Here is an 18,851-nt window from a genome sequence, read left to right as displayed (position 1 = left end):
GACTGCGCTTCATGCTCTGGTCCTTGTCGTGGGCCAGAACGAACTTCAAACTGGATTAAGCCCGTGGGGCAAGGTCAAACCGCCCGTGCTTCACCCCGCGCACGAAGCCGCGAGATACCTGCATCTCCATTTCCTTTTCCAAGAACTCATTCGCCAGAATGAGCGCGCGGATGGTGGCGCGCAAATCACCTCCGCAAGCGGCGATGGCCTGATCAACAGCCACGTCAAGTCTGTCCGACTCGGGCGTTGAGGCGGCCGTAGAGGACTCAGCCATGACGGAGAAACTCAATTAGTCACCAACAACACGATGCGAACAAACCGCGAACAAGTCAAGGGCCAGTCCCTAACGTGCGCTAGGGAATACCGGCGCCAGCTCACAACCAGAATGAAGCCGTGAACAAGTCGGCTCCTATCCCTGCCAGAATCGGCGCCGCGCATGTAAGCAAACGAGTCCATTCGTGACATGAGGCAGCTATGCAAGCTCCATTTGACCTCTCCGAAGGCGAGAAGCGGCTGCGCGCGATCCTGGACTCGTTTCCTCCCGACAGCCCCCATTGGAATGAGGCTCAAAATCGCTTCCAGTTTATCGACCGACTCTTGACGGAGGTCTTAGGCTGGGAACGTCCATACATTGAGGTCGAACACACCGACGAATTGGGCGGAAAGTCGGACTACTTATTGGGACGGCCTGTTAAGGCTGCACTGGAAGCCAAGCGCGAGAGCGTCGCATTCAATCTTCCACCGACAAGCAAACCAGATGCGGCACGCAAGATCGAGCCAATCGTCAAGTCTTGCAAGAATTTCCGTAGCGCCGTCGAGCAAGTGATTCCCTACTGCGCGATAAAGGGAGCTCCGATTGCGATCGTTTGCAATGGACCGCAACTCGTCATCTTCCAAGCGCTGGTACAGGGGCAGTCCCCATTTGACGGCGAATGCTTCGTATTTGACGGTTATGACTCCTATCTCAGAAACTTTCCAGTTCTGTGGAATTTCCTATCGCCTGAGGGCATCTTTGAAAATCGCGTCTACCGTGACTTCTCACAGTTGCGCAACCCACGAATTCCGCCCAAGGCCGCGTTCGTCATTCCAGAACCCACAAAGTATCGATATCGGAACGCGTTCAAGGAGAACCTACGTCTTTTAGCTGCGACGTTGTTGGAAGACATTGAAGAGAATCCCGCTGTAAAGCCCGCGTTCTATCGTGAGTGCTATGTGCCGATTGACGCAAACAACAAGCACCTACTGCTCAGCAAGAAGCTAATCGCAGCCCGTTACGCGCGCGTCGCGGATGGCGACGGGACGCCCACCAGCTTTCAAAGCGCGGCATCACTGGATGCGGAAGGAAATTTTCAAGTCAATGACCCCGCCTTGATCGCGTCTATCAGCGCACGACCAATCGTAGTCGTGGGCGATGTCGGTGTCGGCAAGAGTTCGTTCTTCGAGAATCTATTTGAGAACCTCGATGCATCAGAGCGGGCGAACGCTTACTTCATTCATATCAATCTCGGCGTGAAAGCCAACCTTAGAAACGACATCAAGGGATTTGTTATCGACGAAATAGGTCGCGTGCTGAAGCAAGAATACTCGGTCGATATCGACTCGATGGATTTCGCAAGAGCCATCTATCACGCCGATCTTGAAGCTTTCGACAAGAGCGTCAGAGGCGCGATGAGAGGCGTGGACGACATCGCCTATCAAAAGGATAAGATTGAATTCTTGAAGGAACGACTTGCCGTGCGTGATAGTCATCTGCACGCCGCGCTTGGTCACTTGGCACATGGCAGGAATAGGCAGATTATCCTCGTTATTGACAACGCTGACCAACGGGAGTTCGACGCCCAGCAGCAAGCCTTCCTTATTGCTCAAGAGCTAGCTGCCACTAGAAACCTACTCGTTTTCGTCGCTCTGCGCCCCAGCACTTTCTATGTCTCAAAAACCAGCGGCGCTCTTTCTGGCTATCAGAATCGCTTGCTAACGATATCGCCACCGCCGGCCGATGAAGTAATGACCCGCAGAATAGCGTTTGCGGTGCGTGTAGCGGAAGGACAAGTAGCTCCGGCCGCACTTGAAGGCATTCGATTGCATTTGAAGAACATCGTGCTCTTCTTGCAGGCCACGCTGCGGGCCATACGCGCGAACGACGAGATCAAGCAATTTCTAGATAACATCACCGGCGGCAACGCGCGCGCTGTTGTCGAACTTGTTGCAGGATTTTGCGGAAGTCCCAACGTCGATTCTGAGAAGATCGTGAACATTGAGGACGAAACCGGCAACTACAAAGTACCTCTACACGAATTCACTAAGCACGCCCTGCTTGGAGACTATGCATATTTCAACCCGCTATCCTCGACTGTCGCATGCAACATTTTCGACGTTAGCGCGGCCGATCCGCGCGAGCACTTTCTCGCGTCGCTAATTGTTTCGTTTCTGAGTTCTGGCGCAGGCGTCAGAAGCAACGATGGCTTTATGAGCGGCTTGGCCATCATTCAAGAAATGGCACTCCACGGCTTCAACACCGAACAAACGGGAGCTGCGTTGAGGCGACTCGCCTCCAAAAAGTTAATCGAAACACCCCACGCCCATTTTCGCGAGGTCAGCGTGCCTGAGTCTGACCCCGTAGAGGACTTTCCTTTCCGAGTTACTTCAGTCGGAATTTATCACGTTCGCTTTTGGACCGGCTCATTTGCATTCCTTGATGCGACGTCCACGGACACACCAATCTTTGATGAAGAGGCGCGCGGTGTCGTCTGCGATTTGGCAGCATCCTTCGACATTAAGGACCGCTTCAGGAAAGCCGTCGCATTCCGCGACTACCTATTGCAAACTTGGTTTTCTGCCAACATACACGTTAGCTACTACAATTTCCCCGGCCACATTGAATTTCAGAATAGGACGTTCTTGTCTGTTGAAGCATCGCTGCAGCCGCGACGGCGCCAAACAAGAAACGACAGCCGCTAACGCGCTCGTGCCGTATTAGTCCATGGACCACCCCTTGCTATGCAGCGTTGGCACAACCTGATTGGTCTACTTGCCAACCGATTTTTCGTCATTTTTGTCGGACGTTCAATCGCCCCTTCCGCCGTTATTAAGTACAGAAGCCCAGAGCTGGTCTGCCTGCACGAAGCTGGTCACGCCATTACTGCGCTCATGGTTGGCGCGCGAGTCGTTGGGATGGAGCTTTACTTAGACGACCCTCCTCCCCATGCGCGAACACGGTGCCTACGAAATGACGAGCAACGACCAATCATTGCGCTCGGTGGCTTCGCTGTTGAACGGCGACTTTGGGAGGATTCCCGCCTCCTTTGGGAAGATGACCGGCGCCCGACAGAGAAAGAGATGTTGGACGAATCGGCGCGGAATGCGGCTATTGATCGAGTGTCGTATTTCGGCGCTGACTACAGTCTAGATGGACATTGGCCCGTTGAGATGGATTTAGAATTCATGATGGCCGCGCAAAAGCTCGGTAGGAGGCTTAACCTAGAAGCCGTGACCCGCGTGGCATCAGCGCTTCTGCGAAAGAGGCGTCTCGATGAGGTGACTATCAAGAAGTTGGCCGGTCTCTGAGATACCCTAAGCCGTTCCAAATTATTTTCCAGCTGGGGGTGGCTCGCGCCTCCGTATTGCCCGCGTTCCGCAGTGCGCCGCAGGGACCCGCGAAGCTAAATCGAATTAATTTCTGGGGCGTCGTCTAATCCATCGCGCTTTTCCGGCGGCGTTGCGAGCGAGTACGAGACCAAGTGTTGTCGTTTTCGGCTGGTGTTGTCGTCTTGTTGCTGCGCTCTGCAACACGAAGGTTATTGATCTATAATTGTTTTCTTCCATTTGTTGCCGTGTTGCTGTCCAAAAACTAAAGTCGATAAGGGCTGAGGCAGTAGCCATGCTGCCACGCTACTCACTGGATCGCGTGGAAGATAAACGCCACCGTCAGCTAACCTGAGAAAAAACGACAACACGGCAACATTTCGTCTTTTCGCCAGTGACGTCAATCGCTTGGCTGTTGATTCGGCACGGCAACACGACGGCAACACGGCAACACCGAAGGGCGGAGGGTCGATGTCCTACAATCTCGCATCGAACGTCGATAGCCCCATACGCGCTGCGCAATACCTGCGCATGTCGTCGGAGAATCAGCGATATTCCACCGAAAACCAACAGAATGCGATCAGGGAATATGCTGAGCAACACGGCTATGAGGTCGTTGCCTCCTACATTGATGCGGGAAAGAGCGGACTTTCGCTCAAAGGAAGGGACGCACTCCAGCAACTCCTAAGCGATGCGCTTGCCGCAAAGCGAGCGTTCGATGCCATCTTGGTTCTCGATGTGAGCCGATGGGGGCGCTTTCAAAACCCAGACCAAGCCGCACACTACGAGTTCTTGTGCCGACAAGCAGGGATTCGCGTCGTTTACTGCGGCGAGCCGTTTGGCGATGACGTCGCTCCCATTACGACCATCGTCAAGCATCTGAAGCGCGTGATGGCGGGCGAATATAGCCGCGAACTGTCTGTCAAGTTGGCACGCGCTAAACGACAACAGGCGGAGATGGGCTTTCGCCAAGGTGCTAAAGTGCTCTATGGATTTCGACGGGTTCTAGTCGACCCTGCGCGCAATCCCAAGCTGCTTTTGAAAGATGGCGACAGAAAAGCACTGGACAATGACAAGGTCATTGTCGTGCCCGGTCCGCCTGAAGAACTCGCCGTAATACGGCGAATTTTCCGATTGTACGTACGTAGCCAACTTTCGATTGTGAAGATTGCCCAGCGTCTGTCCGACGAAGGCGTGAAGGGATATCAGAACAGCCCGTTAAGTGCGGCAACCATCCATAGCATCCTGTCGAGCGAACTTTGCATCGGCCGAATGACCTACAATCGCACAATTCACAGGTTGCAAGGCCCCGTATTGAAAAATCCGGAGTCGGAATGGACAAGATTCGCTGCATTCGCGCCGGTCGTGCCGGTTGCACAGTTCATGAAGGCACAGAATCGTCTCCACCGCTGCCGGTCCTGGGACAAGCACACGATTAAAGCCTCTTTGCAGCAACTGCTGAAGCGGGCGGGTTACCTTAACCAGAAGCTGATTGAAAATGCGAAGGACGCCCCTTCGGCTGAAACTGTCGCCAATCACTTCGGTTCGCTCCACGCAGCGTACGAGGAGGTTGGCTATAGGCCGCCTCCAGTGTCTCCGTTCGGCAATAACGGGAAGCACTGGAGCAAAAGAGCGATTTTGGCCGGATTGCGAAAGCTATATGCAGCGAATGGGTACATCACAAACCGGCTTATCACGAAGTGCAGCTACTTGCCTTCAAACAATTACGTCCGTCGTCACCTCGGGTCCCTCCCGAAAGCCATGAGCGAAGCGGGGTTGCCCGTCCTCACTCATGGTGAGAAACAGCAGCGCGTCTGGCAACGCCGCAAGGCAGCTGGTTCTGATGAATACTACAGAGGAGTCCGCTGGACAGATGCGAAGCTTCTTCGGGCCCTACGGCAGCTCGAAAAGCAGCACGGCTATATGTCGGCCAACCTGCTCAATCAGAACGGGGCAACGCCCACGACCCACTACTATGCCAAACGCTTCGGGTCCCTTACCAAGGCTAGAGAGTTGGCTAGGCTTCCGCCCCGTAGCCGTTCGGAGATCACGCTAGCGGCCTGTAAGCGAAGAAAAGCAGGTACGCTGATCAGGCGTCGGCGACGGGATACGGAACAGCCTTCCCCGTTGCGCTATCGTTCGGAGGATATCTTGCGTGGCTTAAGGCGACTTGCCAAGCGAGAGGGCAAGGTCTCAATTTCCCTTATCGATGATGATGAGAACTTGCCGTCGGCGGCAACGGTGATTCACCAATTTGGCTCACTATCCAGAGCCTATCGACTCGCCGGACTCGTTCGTCTGGACGGATGGCCTATGCGACATGGATTGCCCGGGCGCGGATAAGGACTCAGGGGAGCTGAGGCGACCTTTTTAATCACTCAACGCTTCGGGCTTCATTTTGACTCCCAAGAACCAACGGCGCATCACAACGCCTTTCCCGTGCTTCCAGTCGGTAAGGCGCGGATCACGCCAGCGGCGGCCCATCTTGGAGTCGAATCGAACACCGCGCTCTCCCAGTGCCGCAATAAGATCGGCCTTGAAGTCGGTTCGGTTGCGCCGTTCGCGCCCGGACATGCCTTCCAAGATGGATGCCCAACGCTCATAGGATTCGAAGGCCACCGCTAGCGGCACCGCATCCGCCTCATCGCCGGTTACGATCAGACATTCTTTTGCGAACCGCAGCGCAGGGCTCTGAGCTTCAGCAAGCTCGCGCTGTGCCGTACGTCCACGCTCGCCGATGGTGAAGCGGTTGCCGTTGGCACGAAGGCGCCGAAGCCCCTCAAGAGACCAATTGGCGACGCCGCTTAGTTCCGCTTTGAGCTTGGCGCCTAGTTCGGTGTCCCTCACCTTCGCAAAGGAGCGTTCAAAGATCAGCACCAATTCGCGATCCGCCAGAGCCCCAGACTCGTCCAAGAACTTCGGATGCTTGTTGGCAACCAAAATGATCTTGGCCGGAATCTTCACGGAGAGCATCGATTGATTCTTTCGATTCACCGACACCTCGTCATTGCCGGTAATGGATTTGATGCGCTCGATGGCGGCAGAACGCCGGGACAAATCCGCATCATGCGCGTCGGGGATGAAGATAGCGCGCTTATCCATCAACCCCGCCAACCCGAAGTCGCTCGCAAGATCGTTCAGCATGACGGAGTAGTGGTGATGCTTGCCGACCAACGCCTGAAGGATTCGGGTCAACGTGCCCTTGCCGCCCCGCTTCGCGCCGATCATCGCAAGTAGCACTTCGATGGAGGTGTCAGCCGTCAGCGCATAGCCGAAGAACTCTTGAAGTGTCGGATGGAACGACGGATGTAGCCACTCGCCCAGCTTCTCAAGAAAGAGCGGCGCCGTCGCCTCCGGATCATAGGTCCAATCGGGCACGCCAGTGGCGAAGTATCGACCATCGTGCGGAAGCAAGTCTCCCGTCCTGGCATTGAGAACGCCGTTCGCCGAAAGAATCAGGTCGTTCGGGTCGGGAGCGCCCTCCGGCCTATCGATCCACTCAAATGGCCGCGCCTTGTTGAAGCGAGCCAGATGGATCGCGCGCACCATCTGATAGATTTTGCTGACATCCAAGATGTTGGTGGGATCGGTCGCGCGAATCTCCGCGGCCAACTCGGTATCGTCAAGCGCCAGCCAGACCCGATTCCCCTCAAGGGCGTACAGCACACCATCGGACGAAATCAGTTTCCCCGACCGCTCCGCAAGGAACGTTTCGGCGCACTTGCTGGCGTTGTCCTTGCCTTGATAGGTCAGCGGCTTAGGCCAGACGTGCGGCGTTTCGTCTTCCGAAGTTGCGGGCCATGGGTTGTCCGGGTCGGCACCGATCAGGGCTCCGCTGTTAGCGTTGCGCGCACGGCTCATGAGGCCCGATTCGGTGCGAGCCACCATATATGCCGAGTGAACCTGCTCGTTAACATCGCCCTTTGGAATGGGGCTTGTGCAGTATGTGTGGATCAACTCGACGGCTAACGGCTTGGAAATTCCAAGATCGCGAACGCGCATCGCAAGATCGAAGATGGCATCGCGGCCCTTGGCGTTGTTTAGGGGCCAATGTGCCAAGTCGCGGCAAATTTGCTTGGCCTCATCGACATCAATCCGGTTGTCCCAGCCGTAGCGGGGCGACGGCCCGTAATCGAAATTCGGCTCAACCTCGCAATCCGGATCATCGTCAGACGCGACAATGCTGACCGCGTACGCGGGGCGAACCTCAATCGTTAATGGAAAAGACTCCGGCGCACTGCTTGAATCGCTCTTGCTCATTTCGACAATCCCTTACCGGCCGTTAGCGCTTGCCCGCGCTGACGGCCACTTCATTTCTGAGACTGTCTGTTGTGCATCGTACGATGCACGCTTAGCCGCCAATCATGAGGCTGATAGGAATCTCCGTGGTCGCACTCACGAACTCATGTGGTGCAAATGCGGACATGAGCAGCACGGTGTCGGCGTCAAGTTCTTCATCGGTCCGCTTGATCAGCACCAACCACTGTTGCTTAACCGCGAGCTTGCACGCGATCCAAGCGAGATCGTGCGCAGTGAGCGTTCGGCCGAACATGCCGTGCGCTCGCGCCACGAAGCCGCCGCCATCGTCACCATCGGCGATTTCTCCGATGCTGTGGTATTTCCGGTCGCGGCCCAGCTCGCAAATCTGAGTCGGCGTCGGAATTCGGTCCGCGAGATCGTAGACCATGAAGACGCGCGGGCGATGCGCCCTCAAAATGCGTTCGTAGTCCGCCCGCTTCGCGTGGTACAAATCGGCGAAGTGCTGAGGTAGCTTCGAATGCGGAGCAATGTGCAGGATGTCCGTCGCGCCGGACGCGAAGTTCACCATGTGCAATTCCAACCCGCGTGGTCCTGCTCCGGGCATTTGAAGACCGCTCTCCGGAAAGTGGAACAGCAATTCAGAGCACTCTAAGCTCGGCGTGATCACTCCATCAACGCCACGCTTGCGCAGCGCGGTGAAGAAGTGCGTCACATCGTCGGGTGTCGCTCCGGCCGGAAGGATGCCAGAGCCCAGATGCATCTTGTGATCTAGTGACACCACGTAGAATTCAGCAAGGTCCTGCCCCGTCGCCGCGCAATACACTGCGAACTTGGTGACCTCGTTGCGTTTGTCCCACCAGAACTTGACGGACTCGACATCTGACACATTGGCGCCCGTCGCAAGCGCAACTACGTGCTCTTTGCCCCCGGCCTCGCGCCAACGGAAATTCAGCGCCTTCCACGGCTCGCCCTTACCGAAAGCTGGCGGCTGTTTGATCTTCACCGTAGGTCGCATCACCATCTTCATGATGTCGCTCCCTTCGCGCGTGGGCGATACCAGCGACGACAATTCCGCTTGTAGTATTGGACGGCGTGGCGCGCGAAGAGCTTTCGCGTACCTTCCTGCCTTTCGACGGGCGGAAATACCGGGTCGGCGCTGTGCAGTTGGTAGACGTACGGCAAGCTCTTGCCGAGCGTCCGCGCGATTTGCGGAAAGCCAATGAGTCCCTTGCGTCTCATTTGCGCACCGTCACATTCGCGTACGCCCGGCGCTGCAAGCGCGCAAATGGCGACATGTCCGCGCCGTTTGTGGCTTTGCGAAGCTCCTGATTGACGCGAAAGCGGTCAGCAAGCTCCACGTCTTCCACACGCGAAACGCCCGCGAGGGTGCGAAGAAGCGACGCAAGGGCCGCTTCGCCGAACTCTTCAGCGTAAGCACGTGCCGACAACTCCAATCGCTTCGGGTTGCAAAATCCATCAGTCATTGGAAAACCTCTTTGCTGAAGAGAAGACCGGCCGGGCGCCATTCGAAGGAACCTCAACAAGCGTCCGGCCGGGTCGGCCGATGGTGCCACCACTGACATCATCGGCCTCTAGCCGTCCGCCGGCAGGAGAAACGCGCGTCCAAATTGGACAAAAGACGCGCGATCCGTGGTGCGGCGGGCGAGCTCTGTTTTAGGTCGCAGACCCACTCACCGCCCGGCACAGCGTCGCGGGCTGCACGCACAACGGAAGCGGATTGGACTGCGCTTCCAACTCAACGAACTTGCCCATCCTGTCCGGTGCGGACCGTGCATACTTGGGCAAGCCCGGCGTGTTCACCGTATCGATGTAATCGGCGGGGGCGAACGCGTTGACGTAGAGTTCGGGCGTGTTCACAAAGAAGAAGCGCGCTTCATCGGAGTTGATGCCGACAGTAGTGCCATCATCGGTGCCCCGATAATTTTCCCAAAAGATACCGCCGAACTCAAAGACGCCGTGCGCCCAGTTCCCGCCAAGCATCGTGGCCGCAGCGTCCGTACCAATCCACGCTTCCTTCACGTCTTGACGCGAAATAAGACGGTCGAAGAAGTCGTCGCCGACGAACGCCCAGATCAGCGCGTCGCTCGGCAGAACCACCTTCGCGTGCCGGGTCATGAAGCGCTTCACTTCCTGCGACTTGATACGGATGTTCGAACCGGTCGTCGCAAGCGAGTCCAACTCAAAGTCAAAAGTTTCGGGTTGCGCAAGGCCGTCCGAGTTCAGGAATCCGAAGTCTTCGAACAGGTCGGTAAGGACGGTCACGCCGTCGGCGTCGATGATCTGACCTTTGAGCGCACCAAGCCGGTGGTTCTCCAAGGTCAGGTCCAGACGACGCGACATCTTGGTTAGAACCTCGTTGACCTTCGACTCCACCGTCACAGCGAGGTCGTTGGTACCGAACGCGCGCACGTTCTGGACGCTATCGGCGTAGATCGTGTCACTAGTGATCAGGTGCGGCACTTCGAACTTCTGGACATTGCGCTTATCCGCACGCTCCTTCTCCGCCGGAGCGCCGCGCGGCATGGTCTGGACGAGTTCAAGCGACTGCTCGACTCGCTCGATTGCAATCGAAGTGGTCGAAATGGGCTTCGTGACCTTTTCGTCGGCGAAGGCCAGCACGCCCGCACGCTGCGGCACGTGGTCGATTTCGTTGATAGCGGCCGTCAGTGACGTGAGGCTGAAGGCGTCGCCCGTAAAGAGGTCGGCAATCTCGTTGGACATGATACTTCCTTTTTTAATGCGTGAACGTGAACGTGATTCGAAACTGTCTGGCACCGGCCGCTATTCGGCGCGGAGCGAAAGAACTGCGAGAATGGAGATGTCGGGACGGTGATGTGCGGCGCCACCATCAGCGATGACCTGTTCCACGCATGCCGCTTCAAGGCGTTCGGCGACATCGATTTCCGAATCAAGCTCCGCCAACCGCGCCTCTTTGTCTTCGGCAGTCATCGCGTCGGGGAAGGCGGATGCGTTGAAATCGATCAGCTTGGACAACCGCGCTTCCAACTCATCGCGGAGGAGAAATGCGACTAGGGCCACCCCATCCGGAACGTTGTAAAGGCCCCCACCGAAGAGGCGTTGCGGCCATGCGATCTTGGCCCCGTGGAACATCGGAAGAAGCGTCGGGAGTCCGGAGTCCGCGAGCTTTGCGATTTCGCGGCGCATCGCCGCTTTGACCTCTTCCTTCGTCCGCGCAGCCTTCGCTGTAGCCTTCCGTTCGGAAATCAAGGCAACTGAAGCTTCCCTGAAGCGAGGCAAAGCGCCCTCCGCAGTTTCGTTCTTCCCAAGCGGAAGTTTGGGGCGCGCCACGGGCACTAGCTTTTTGCCCGCAAGCTTCTGCAATTCGTGATTGGCGCGGGGTGCGGACAGGCGCGGATTGCTCGGCGCCGCCTTAAGGAGGGCCGCCCTCTGCCATTCCAGAGCTTCAACGCGCGCAACGGCATCGTTGAGGCGGGCCGGATCAGGGACCCTCTTGACGATTTGCTCGCCCTTATCGTCCCATCCGCCGCGCTCCTCCTTATTCAACCGCCCGGCTTCGGCGGCTTCCGCGAGGCGGTCACGCTCCATCCGAGCGTCCGCCAATTCCGCGTCCACCCGTTGACGGTCAACGTTGCGGGCCTGCAAGGCGGCAGTGACTTTTGTATCGTCCACAACGAGACGCGCGAGAATGTTCTGAGCATAAGAGGGAAGCGGCTGGATAGGCATTTGGGCAACTCCGTTTTGGTTGCCACATCAATGATCCGGATCACGCGTCAGAAATAGCGTCGCAAATATTTCCGACGCCCGATTTCTTAGACCGCAGCGTTCCGCGTTTGCGCAGGATTGGGGTCACCCGGCTATTGCCGCCACGGATCAACTCCAAAAACTGTTCATCCGACATTTTGCAAGAGCGCCGCGCTTCGGCTTCGGCCTCCTTGTCGGATGTCCCAGAGTCAATGAGGTCATGATATGTTTCGTACGACGCACACAGTTGAGCGTCACGTGGCGTTGCGCCGTGCGCGTCCCGTGGCTGTAGCTTACGGCCGGGTTTCTTTCGGATTGGAGTTTGTTCGATCCGATAGACGAACCGCTCAAGAGCGTATGACGGAATGATACCGTTGAATTCGCGAACGATGGCCGCAAGCTTGCCCGGCCGCCCTTTGGCGTCCGCGTCAAGCGCTTCATCCCATCTGTCGAAATCGGAAAACAACTATTGAACTCAAAATCATAAAATATCTTGCAAGATTCGGCGATTTTGCCGCTGAAGTCTGTTAACGATTGGAAGGCGAAGGCAAAAGTAACGAATGAAAAGAGAAAGCCCGGCTAGTTACCGGGCTTTGCGTCGTACGATGAAAGATTGACTGGGCTTACGCTCGCATCGCGACCACGTTAGATTCGCCGTCCACATAGCGGCCCCAAGCATCCATCAGCTCGCGCCGTTTCTTCAGCGCGGTCCCGCGTCGATATGCTTGCTCCACTTCATCGCCCACCTTGTGCGCTAAGGCCATTTCCGCAATCTCGCGCGGGAAGTGCGTTTCGTCGCCCGCCCAATCCCGGAAACTAGACCGGCACCCGTGGGTGGTCATCGCGGGATAGGCCGCTTGCAAGGCGTGTAGCACCGCATTCATGCCAAGCGGCTTCTTGTGATCCTTCGACCACTGCCCGGCGAACACGTAGGCGTCCGGGTCCAAGCCTTTGGGGATGATGGCGTGAAGGATCGCGAGCGCGCGAGCGCTCAACGGCACTTCGTGTTCCTCGCCCTCCGGGTCGTCTTCGGTCTTCATCCGCTCCGCCGGGATGGTCCAAAGCTTCTTCTCAAAGTTAATTTCACACACCCGCATGAAGCGCGCTTCGCTAGTCCGCACGGCCGTTAGGATGATGAATTCAGCGGCGCGGTTCACGGCGGTGTCGGCGCTCTTGTGCTTCGTACGAAGCTCTTGAACGATGCCGGGCACGTCGGCGTAAGGCGCGGCCCGATGGTGGCGCTTCGACTTCTTGGCCTTCGGCAGTAGCTCCTTTAGATTGGCGCGCCAAACGGCCGGATTCTCCCCGGACCTGAGCCCCTTGGCTTTGGCGGCCGACAGAACACGCTCAATCCGACTTCGCGTCTCTCGCGCCGTCCGGTTGATCGTGAGCCACAGCGGCGAGAGGATGGCCAGCACATCGTTTGTGGTGATGTCTGGGAGCGCCTTGGAGCGGATTGGCTTGCACCGCACCTCCAAGTCCCTCTTCCAATCGGCATGCGTGTTCTTGCCTTTGAACCCGTCCTTGATCGATTCCAAATAGGCGTCCGCGAACTCGCCGAAGGTGGCTCCGATCGTTCCTCCCGCCTTGCGTTCGGCCGCCGGATCAATACCCCTACGAAGTTGCGCGCGAAGTTCCTCCGCACGCTCGCGTGCGTCGGCGAGCGTCACGCCCTCCTTGTCGGCTGATCCCAGCCCAAGGTCATTTCCGCCGCCGCCCGGCCTGCGATAACGAAACACCCATGATCGCCCGCCGTTGGTTCCGATCAGCAGACACAGCCCGCCACCGTCACTGTGCCGTCCCGCCGCCTTGATCTTCTCGACTTCCTTCGCGGTGCCGAGTTTACGCAACTCACGCTTAGCCATGCTCTTACCAACAAAATTACCAACATTGGCGCCGGATTGTCCTGAACTAGGATGGACTTCCGGGGACTGTGCTGGACTTTCGATGGCGCTAATATAGCAGGCAAAACAATGGATTAGTGGACTTTAGTGCACTGTGGTGAATTGCGGCAGATTCCCACCGCAGGCGTGGTGATGCCAGTCGCGCCTTACTTTTTTCGGGAGAGATCAGCTCGATCCCGCCCCCACCATCCGCCCCACTCTTGCCCGCCGCTACCCGGTCGGCGACTTCACGTCGACGTCGATCTGCAACAATGATCCCTTTGAAGAGCAGCGCGGTGGGCGGCGAAGTTCTGCAGCCGGTATCTAGAGGTTTTGCCTTACGCTTTGGAGAAACTGTTCTTTTTCTCCAGGCGCGTAACCTTGGGAAGCTCCAAAATACGGTTCATTATATTGATTGTACGGTGCAGCCCGGTGGTGGATCGGCGGCTTGAATTGCGCGTACGATCCGATGTCAGCCGGCGCAGGCGATCTTGATCCGACTTGGCGATTGTGACGCCGATTATCCCGCCTTGCCGTCGCACCAGCGAAATATGGATTGAGGACGCACATCTGACCGTTGGCCGACGCCCTGCATTGGTCCATCGTCGTGTAGCTGCATCTATAGTAAGGGGTGGCACCGAAAGAGACGACGTTCAAGCAAACGGGAAAAGCCGGATCATATTTCTGAGCCTGGACGTGCCCTGCTGCTAAAGCGATACCGGTCGTCAAGATCGTCAAGGCCAATGCGCGCATTGGAATTTCCTCCAAGCTGGCCCAACACCGGTGCACTCAAGCCAAGGCAGTATTGATCCAAGTCAACGTTCAGGCGCTTGCGCTGCTTGTGCTCAATGTGGCGGCTCGCCTCTACGAGCCCATCGCGAGGAAACGGGGCTGGGAAGCGAGGGCCGACTGACCCGGCTGCTCAGCCGTCCGCCCTTTGTCGATTCCTCGAAGCAGCGCGCGGCTGTCTAGGCAGCTCTCCCCGCCAGCCAGTCTCTTCCCTCGCCATAAAGCTTCTCGACCTCGGCACCGATCAGCCCGGGCATGTCGCGCTTCACCTTGTAACCGATCAGCTCCTGCATGTAGGCGAGATGGCGATAGCCTTCCGGAAGTGCGGCGAGTTTTTCCGCGTCGAGACGTAACGTCGCAGCCGGATCGACCGGATCGATCCGGTCCTTCTCATAGATCGGCTGGCGGCGGACGATGCCCCATTTGCCACCGCGCTTTTCCAGGAAGTCGTAGAAGCGCCCGGTACAGACGACGTCGCAGAGGACATCGTGGACCAGCGCTCGCTGCGAGATGGTCATCTTGGTCTGCGCGATGGCGCGCTCCCCTTCGAGGTCGATGCTGGTGCCGCCGAGGAAGTGCAGGATGCGGACACCCTTGGCGAAGCCTTCCCGGCTGACCCGGATGAAGTCGGCGGCCGGCCCCTGAAACCAGGTGGCCGACATCCAGCCTTCCTCATGCCAGACGGTCGCAAAGCGCTCCCAGTCGCCGGCATCGCGCCACACCGCCCAGTTTTCGACGAGGTCGCGGATGGCCAGGCGGTCGAGGAGGGACTGGTCGGGCATGAAGGATCTCCGGATAGGTGACGGCCGCAGCACGGCCGGCCAACCCGTATCAACGGAGGAATTCCGTCGCCGTCAAGCATGCCGACGTGCCAACAAAAATCCGGCGTGCCTTTCGACACGCCGGATCGGTTCTGCAGGTTTTCGCCGCGATCTTACGCCGCGGGCGCTTTCGGCGCGCGGTTGCGCGAGTTGCGCTGGAAGAACAGTGCCTGGCTCGCCACCGCCGACACCATGGCCGGCTGGAACGGTTTTGAGATCAGGAAGGCCGGCTCGGGACGTTCGCCGGTGAGGAAGCGCTCCGGATAGGCCGTGATGAACACCACCGGCACCTCGAAGGTCCTGAGCAGCTCGTTGACGGCATCCAGCCCCGACGAGCCGTCGGCGAGCTGGATATCGGCGAGGATCAGGCCGGGGCGCTTGTTCTTGGCGAGCGCCACCGCATCCGAATGGGTGCGCGCGACGCCGACCACATTATGCCCGAGGTTCTTCACCAGGCTTTCGAGGTCCATGGCGATGAAGGTCTCGTCCTCGATGATCAGCACATCGGTGGCGATCTCCGCCGCCATCTCGCGGCCGGCCGCATCGGCGAGGCGCCGCGTCTCGGCCACGTCGGAGCCGAGGATGAAGGCAACCTCTTCCTCCGAAAAGCCCTCGAGCGACAGCAGCAGGAAGGCCTGACGCGGCAACGGCGTGATGTTGGACAGCCGCCGCTCCGGCGGCATCGGCAGCGTCGTCACTTCCGAATCGTCGTTGATCGAGACCGAGTTCCAGATCTGGGTGAACAGCCGGAACAGGCCGGCGCGCGGTCCATGGCTCTCGTCAAGCACCGCAGGATCGCCCAGCATGGCTTCCAGCATAGCTGCAACGTAGGCGTCGCCGGATGACTGGGTGCCCGTCAGGGCACGGGCGTATCGGCGCAACAGCGGCAAATGCTCAGCAACAAGCTGTGAACGGGTCATCCCCACTCCATCCTTCTTTGGGCCAGGCATCGTTAAGGGGCGGCCCGGGTTCCCCTGTAGGCGAGATGACGCCCCAACCCAAGAAAAGTTCCGTTGAACGCGGAACTTTTAGTCGAACATCGCATTGGGTCTTTCTAGGGAACGGCTCCCGGTTGAGAGAATTTCTAGATTCTACAGCGGCTTAACTCGGGGAAACGTGGAACAGGTCATGAAAGATCTCAAGTCTCAAGCCAGCAGAAACACGACCCCCGGCAAGGGAGGGCTCACTCCGGAGATCCAATCCCGGATTGGGCACCAATTGCGCGCCATGTATGACGACGTCGTCAGGCAGGGGGTTCCGGAGCGGTTCGCAGAACTGATCAAGAAACTTGATACCCCCGGAGGCACACCCCAAGTAGATAATGACGGGGGATCCAACGACAACAACGGGAGGAACTAATGCCTCTCACGGACTCCCTGCGCGACGACATCCTGGCCGCAGTCCCAAGCCTGCGCGCGTTCGCCATCTCACTCAGCGGCAATGCCGACCGTGCCGACGACCTGGTCCAGGAAACGCTGTTGCGCGCACTCGCCAACATCGACTCGTTCCAGCCCGGCTCGAACCTGCCGGCGTGGCTGTTCACGATCCTGCGCAACCTGTTCCGCTCCGACTATCGCAAGCGGCGGCGGGAGGTGGAGGATGCCGAAGGCAACTACGCCAAGACGCTGAAGACGCAGCCGTCGCAGAATGCGCATCTCGAATTCGAGGAATTCCGCACTGCGCTGGACAAGCTGCCGCAAGACCAGCGCGAAGCGCTGATCCTGGTGGGAGCCTCGGGCTTCTCCTATGAGGATGCGGCCTCGATCTGCGGCTGCGCGGTCGGCACCATCAAGAGCCGCGTCAACCGCGCGCGCTCGAAGCTCGCAGCGCTGCTCTATGTCGACGGTGCCGAAGATTTCGGTCCCGACGAGACGGTGCGCGCCGTGATCGGCGGCAGCGGCGGCTGACAAGCCAAGGCCCTGAAGTGTGAAGGGCGGCCACCCCGGTGGCCGCCCGTTCAATCCCCTTGCGGGAGAAGGAAGAGGAGTTCAGCGCACCGGCCGCACCGGCTGCGAAAACTTCTCCGTGCGATCGCGCTCCGTCATGTCGATGACGGTCTCCATCGGAGCGGTCAGCTCATAGACGTAGCTGGCTTCCGTGAAATAGCGCTTGGCCGTGCCGCCGAGCGCTTCGGGCGCGACGCGATCGAGCAGGATCAGGCCGAAATCGGAATCGGCACGGCGCGTCGCCTCGCTGGTGTTGGACTCCTCCCAGCGGAAATGGAAGACCGCGTCGGGCTCCTCGCCCGTCACGGTCCAGTTCGCAGTGATATGCGGATGCTTGCCGACCAGCGACAATCCCTCGTCGGAATGCGAGGCAAGCTCGAAGAACAAGAGCGACAGGCTCTGCGCGGCGCGCGCGCTCACCGCGATATCGGGGCCGGTGACGGCGATACGGTCGGCATGCGGAATGGCGCGCGCCTCGAACAGGCCCTTCAGCTTCACGCCCTGCCACTGGCTCTCGCTCAGCAGCGAAACCACGTTGGACATGGCATGGATGCGGCCGATCAAGAGCTCGCGCGCGACGTCGATGTCGGAGCCGTGGCGCAGCGTACGCGTGACGATGGACTGGATCACCGCCAGGATGTTCTTGACCCGATGGTTGAGCTCGTCGATGACCGCCGTCAACCGCCGTTCGAAGCCGATCCGCACCTGGATTTCGCGGCTGAGCCGCAGATTGTTGTAGGCGACATAGCCGAACAGGCCACAGACCATCGCGGTGATGGCGAAACCGATCGCGGCCACGATTATCGCGGTCTGCTCGGCCCGTCGCACCGAATTGGTCTTGGCATAATAGCTGAGCTGCCAGTCACGGCCGCCGAAGCTCACGGTGCGGTTCGACGACGGCACGCGGCTGTCCGATACTTCACGCGTGCTGACGATCCCCTGATCGCTCGCGGTCAGCTCTTCGTACGGCTTGCGCGGGTCCTTCAAGGCAACCGAGAATAACGACATGTCGTCATTGGTCAGCATCAGCGAGGCGAGCTCGTAGGAGAAGGTGACGAAGCCGGCAGGCTCCGTCGCCCCCTCGGGGATGACGGGTGCGGCCACGATGACACCGATCGCCCCGTTGTCGCGGAGCAGCGGAAGAGGGTCGGATGCGACCGACCGCTTCTCCGCCTTGGCCCGCGCCAGCATCGCGCCGCGCACCGGATCCTGATCGTAGGAGCGCCCGGGCAGCGCCTTGGTATCGTCGCTGCGCGGCTCGAGATCCATCAGCACGTCGATCGGCTGCGTGAGCGCGGCGGGGTCAAGGGGCTTGTCGTCGAAATTGCGGATGGTGGGATTGGGGAAGCCGGCGGCCGCAAGCACCGCGCGCGCCGCATCCAGCTCGTCGGGCTTGAGCCTGGCGATCCAGGCGGCCACGACGAAATCGGTCTTGAAGGCGTAGATTGCCGAGCGCAGCGGCTCCAGCATGTTGGGCTTGATCACCGACGGCGCCCGGAACAGACCGGAGGCGACACGGGCGAGCAGCTCCCGTTCCGTCAGCCGGTCCTGCACCAGGCTCGCATGAACGTCGATCGCACGCGCCAGCGCAATGCGGTCGATGGTCAGCTCCTGATCATGGACACGATAGGCCGCAAGCCCGGACAACAACACTCCGAGCAACGCGATAAAGCCGATGATGAATCCCAGCCGGACCACTCGATTACTCAGAAGCAGGTGCGAGGCTGGCGAAGAACACGGAGCATTTGTACGCCGCTCGAACGGCCATCGCCGAAAGAGAGAAAGACCCCACCGAGGGATATAATGAAGGAGGCAGCATCGGGACG

Annotated in this window: 17 protein-coding genes; 5 read left to right on the top strand and 12 right to left on the bottom strand. The window is 58.8% G+C overall.

What is annotated here, in order from left to right; genetic code table 11:
* Positions 1–55: 55 nt before the first annotated feature.
* A complete protein-coding gene (locus JQ632_RS39695) occupies positions 56–274 on the bottom strand; it encodes a hypothetical protein (RefSeq protein WP_249152593.1) in 219 nt (72 codons plus the stop codon).
* Between the two features lie 200 nt (positions 275–474).
* On the opposite strand from JQ632_RS39695, the gene JQ632_RS28455 reads away from it, so the two are divergent.
* The 3 genes from JQ632_RS28455 (at position 475) to JQ632_RS28445 (ending at position 5,925) form a co-directional block, all read left to right on the top strand.
* On the top strand, positions 475–2,958 hold the full coding sequence (locus JQ632_RS28455; protein WP_212405953.1) for a hypothetical protein: 2,484 nt from the start codon (positions 475–477) through the stop codon (positions 2,956–2,958).
* 39 nt (positions 2,959–2,997) lie between these two features.
* Positions 2,998–3,564: a M50 family metallopeptidase gene (locus JQ632_RS28450; RefSeq protein ID WP_212405952.1), complete on the top strand. Its 567-nt coding sequence runs from the start codon at positions 2,998–3,000 to the stop codon at positions 3,562–3,564.
* Between the two features lie 489 nt (positions 3,565–4,053).
* On the top strand, positions 4,054–5,925 hold the full coding sequence (locus JQ632_RS28445) for a recombinase family protein (protein WP_212405951.1): 1,872 nt from the start codon (positions 4,054–4,056) through the stop codon (positions 5,923–5,925).
* A 27-nt stretch (positions 5,926–5,952) separates the two neighbouring features.
* On the opposite strand, the gene JQ632_RS28440 is transcribed toward JQ632_RS28445, so the two are convergent.
* From JQ632_RS28440 to JQ632_RS28395, 10 genes are all read right to left on the bottom strand, one after another.
* A complete protein-coding gene (locus tag JQ632_RS28440; protein ID WP_212405950.1) occupies positions 5,953–7,842 on the bottom strand; it encodes a phage/plasmid primase, P4 family in 1,890 nt (629 codons plus the stop codon).
* Positions 7,843–7,933: 91 nt separating this feature from the next.
* Positions 7,934–8,869 (bottom strand): hypothetical protein, encoded by a 936-nt coding sequence (locus JQ632_RS28435; RefSeq protein ID WP_212405949.1) that lies wholly within the window; start codon positions 8,867–8,869, stop codon positions 7,934–7,936.
* A 208-nt stretch (positions 8,870–9,077) separates the two neighbouring features.
* The gene (locus JQ632_RS28430) at positions 9,078–9,326 is read right to left on the bottom strand and encodes a hypothetical protein (protein WP_212405948.1); all 249 of its coding nucleotides are present in this window, start codon (positions 9,324–9,326) and stop codon (positions 9,078–9,080) included.
* 190 nt (positions 9,327–9,516) lie between these two features.
* Positions 9,517–10,584 carry a major capsid protein gene (locus tag JQ632_RS28425; protein WP_212405947.1) on the bottom strand — a complete coding sequence of 356 codons (1,068 nt, stop codon included), beginning with the start codon at positions 10,582–10,584 and terminating at the stop codon, positions 9,517–9,519.
* Between the two features lie 60 nt (positions 10,585–10,644).
* Positions 10,645–11,568 (bottom strand): hypothetical protein, encoded by a 924-nt coding sequence (locus tag JQ632_RS28420; protein ID WP_212405946.1) that lies wholly within the window; start codon positions 11,566–11,568, stop codon positions 10,645–10,647.
* Positions 11,569–11,608: 40 nt separating this feature from the next.
* A complete protein-coding gene (locus tag JQ632_RS28415; RefSeq protein WP_212405945.1) occupies positions 11,609–12,052 on the bottom strand; it encodes a hypothetical protein in 444 nt (147 codons plus the stop codon).
* 157 nt (positions 12,053–12,209) lie between these two features.
* Complete coding sequence (locus tag JQ632_RS28410; protein ID WP_249152588.1) at positions 12,210–13,451, bottom strand: site-specific integrase; 1,242 nt, start codon at positions 13,449–13,451, stop codon at positions 12,210–12,212.
* Between the two features lie 342 nt (positions 13,452–13,793).
* A complete protein-coding gene (locus JQ632_RS28405; protein WP_212405944.1) occupies positions 13,794–14,222 on the bottom strand; it encodes a DUF3551 domain-containing protein in 429 nt (142 codons plus the stop codon).
* Between the two features lie 215 nt (positions 14,223–14,437).
* Positions 14,438–15,040, bottom strand: a complete 603-nt coding sequence (locus tag JQ632_RS28400) for a nuclear transport factor 2 family protein (RefSeq protein WP_212405943.1) — start codon at positions 15,038–15,040, stop codon at positions 14,438–14,440.
* Between the two features lie 152 nt (positions 15,041–15,192).
* Positions 15,193–15,999, bottom strand: a complete 807-nt coding sequence (locus JQ632_RS28395; RefSeq protein ID WP_212405942.1) for a response regulator — start codon at positions 15,997–15,999, stop codon at positions 15,193–15,195.
* 208 nt (positions 16,000–16,207) lie between these two features.
* On the opposite strand from JQ632_RS28395, the gene JQ632_RS28390 reads away from it, so the two are divergent.
* Positions 16,208–16,438: a NepR family anti-sigma factor gene (locus JQ632_RS28390; RefSeq protein ID WP_212405941.1), complete on the top strand. Its 231-nt coding sequence runs from the start codon at positions 16,208–16,210 to the stop codon at positions 16,436–16,438.
* On the top strand, positions 16,438–16,986 hold the full coding sequence (locus JQ632_RS28385; RefSeq protein ID WP_140976407.1) for a sigma-70 family RNA polymerase sigma factor: 549 nt from the start codon (positions 16,438–16,440) through the stop codon (positions 16,984–16,986). The genes JQ632_RS28390 and JQ632_RS28385 overlap by 1 nt, the downstream gene beginning before the upstream one ends.
* An 81-nt stretch (positions 16,987–17,067) precedes the next feature.
* Here JQ632_RS28385 and JQ632_RS28380 read toward each other — a convergent pair whose 3' ends face one another.
* On the bottom strand, positions 17,068–18,723 hold the full coding sequence (locus tag JQ632_RS28380) for an HWE histidine kinase domain-containing protein (RefSeq protein ID WP_212405940.1): 1,656 nt from the start codon (positions 18,721–18,723) through the stop codon (positions 17,068–17,070).
* Positions 18,724–18,851 lie beyond the last annotated feature (128 nt).

Source organism: Bradyrhizobium liaoningense, assembly GCF_018130955.1.
GTDB lineage: Bacteria > Pseudomonadota > Alphaproteobacteria > Rhizobiales > Xanthobacteraceae > Bradyrhizobium > Bradyrhizobium liaoningense_C.
Note: the sequence above shows the minus strand (reverse complement) of the source record. Positions and strands in the feature narration are given on the sequence as shown.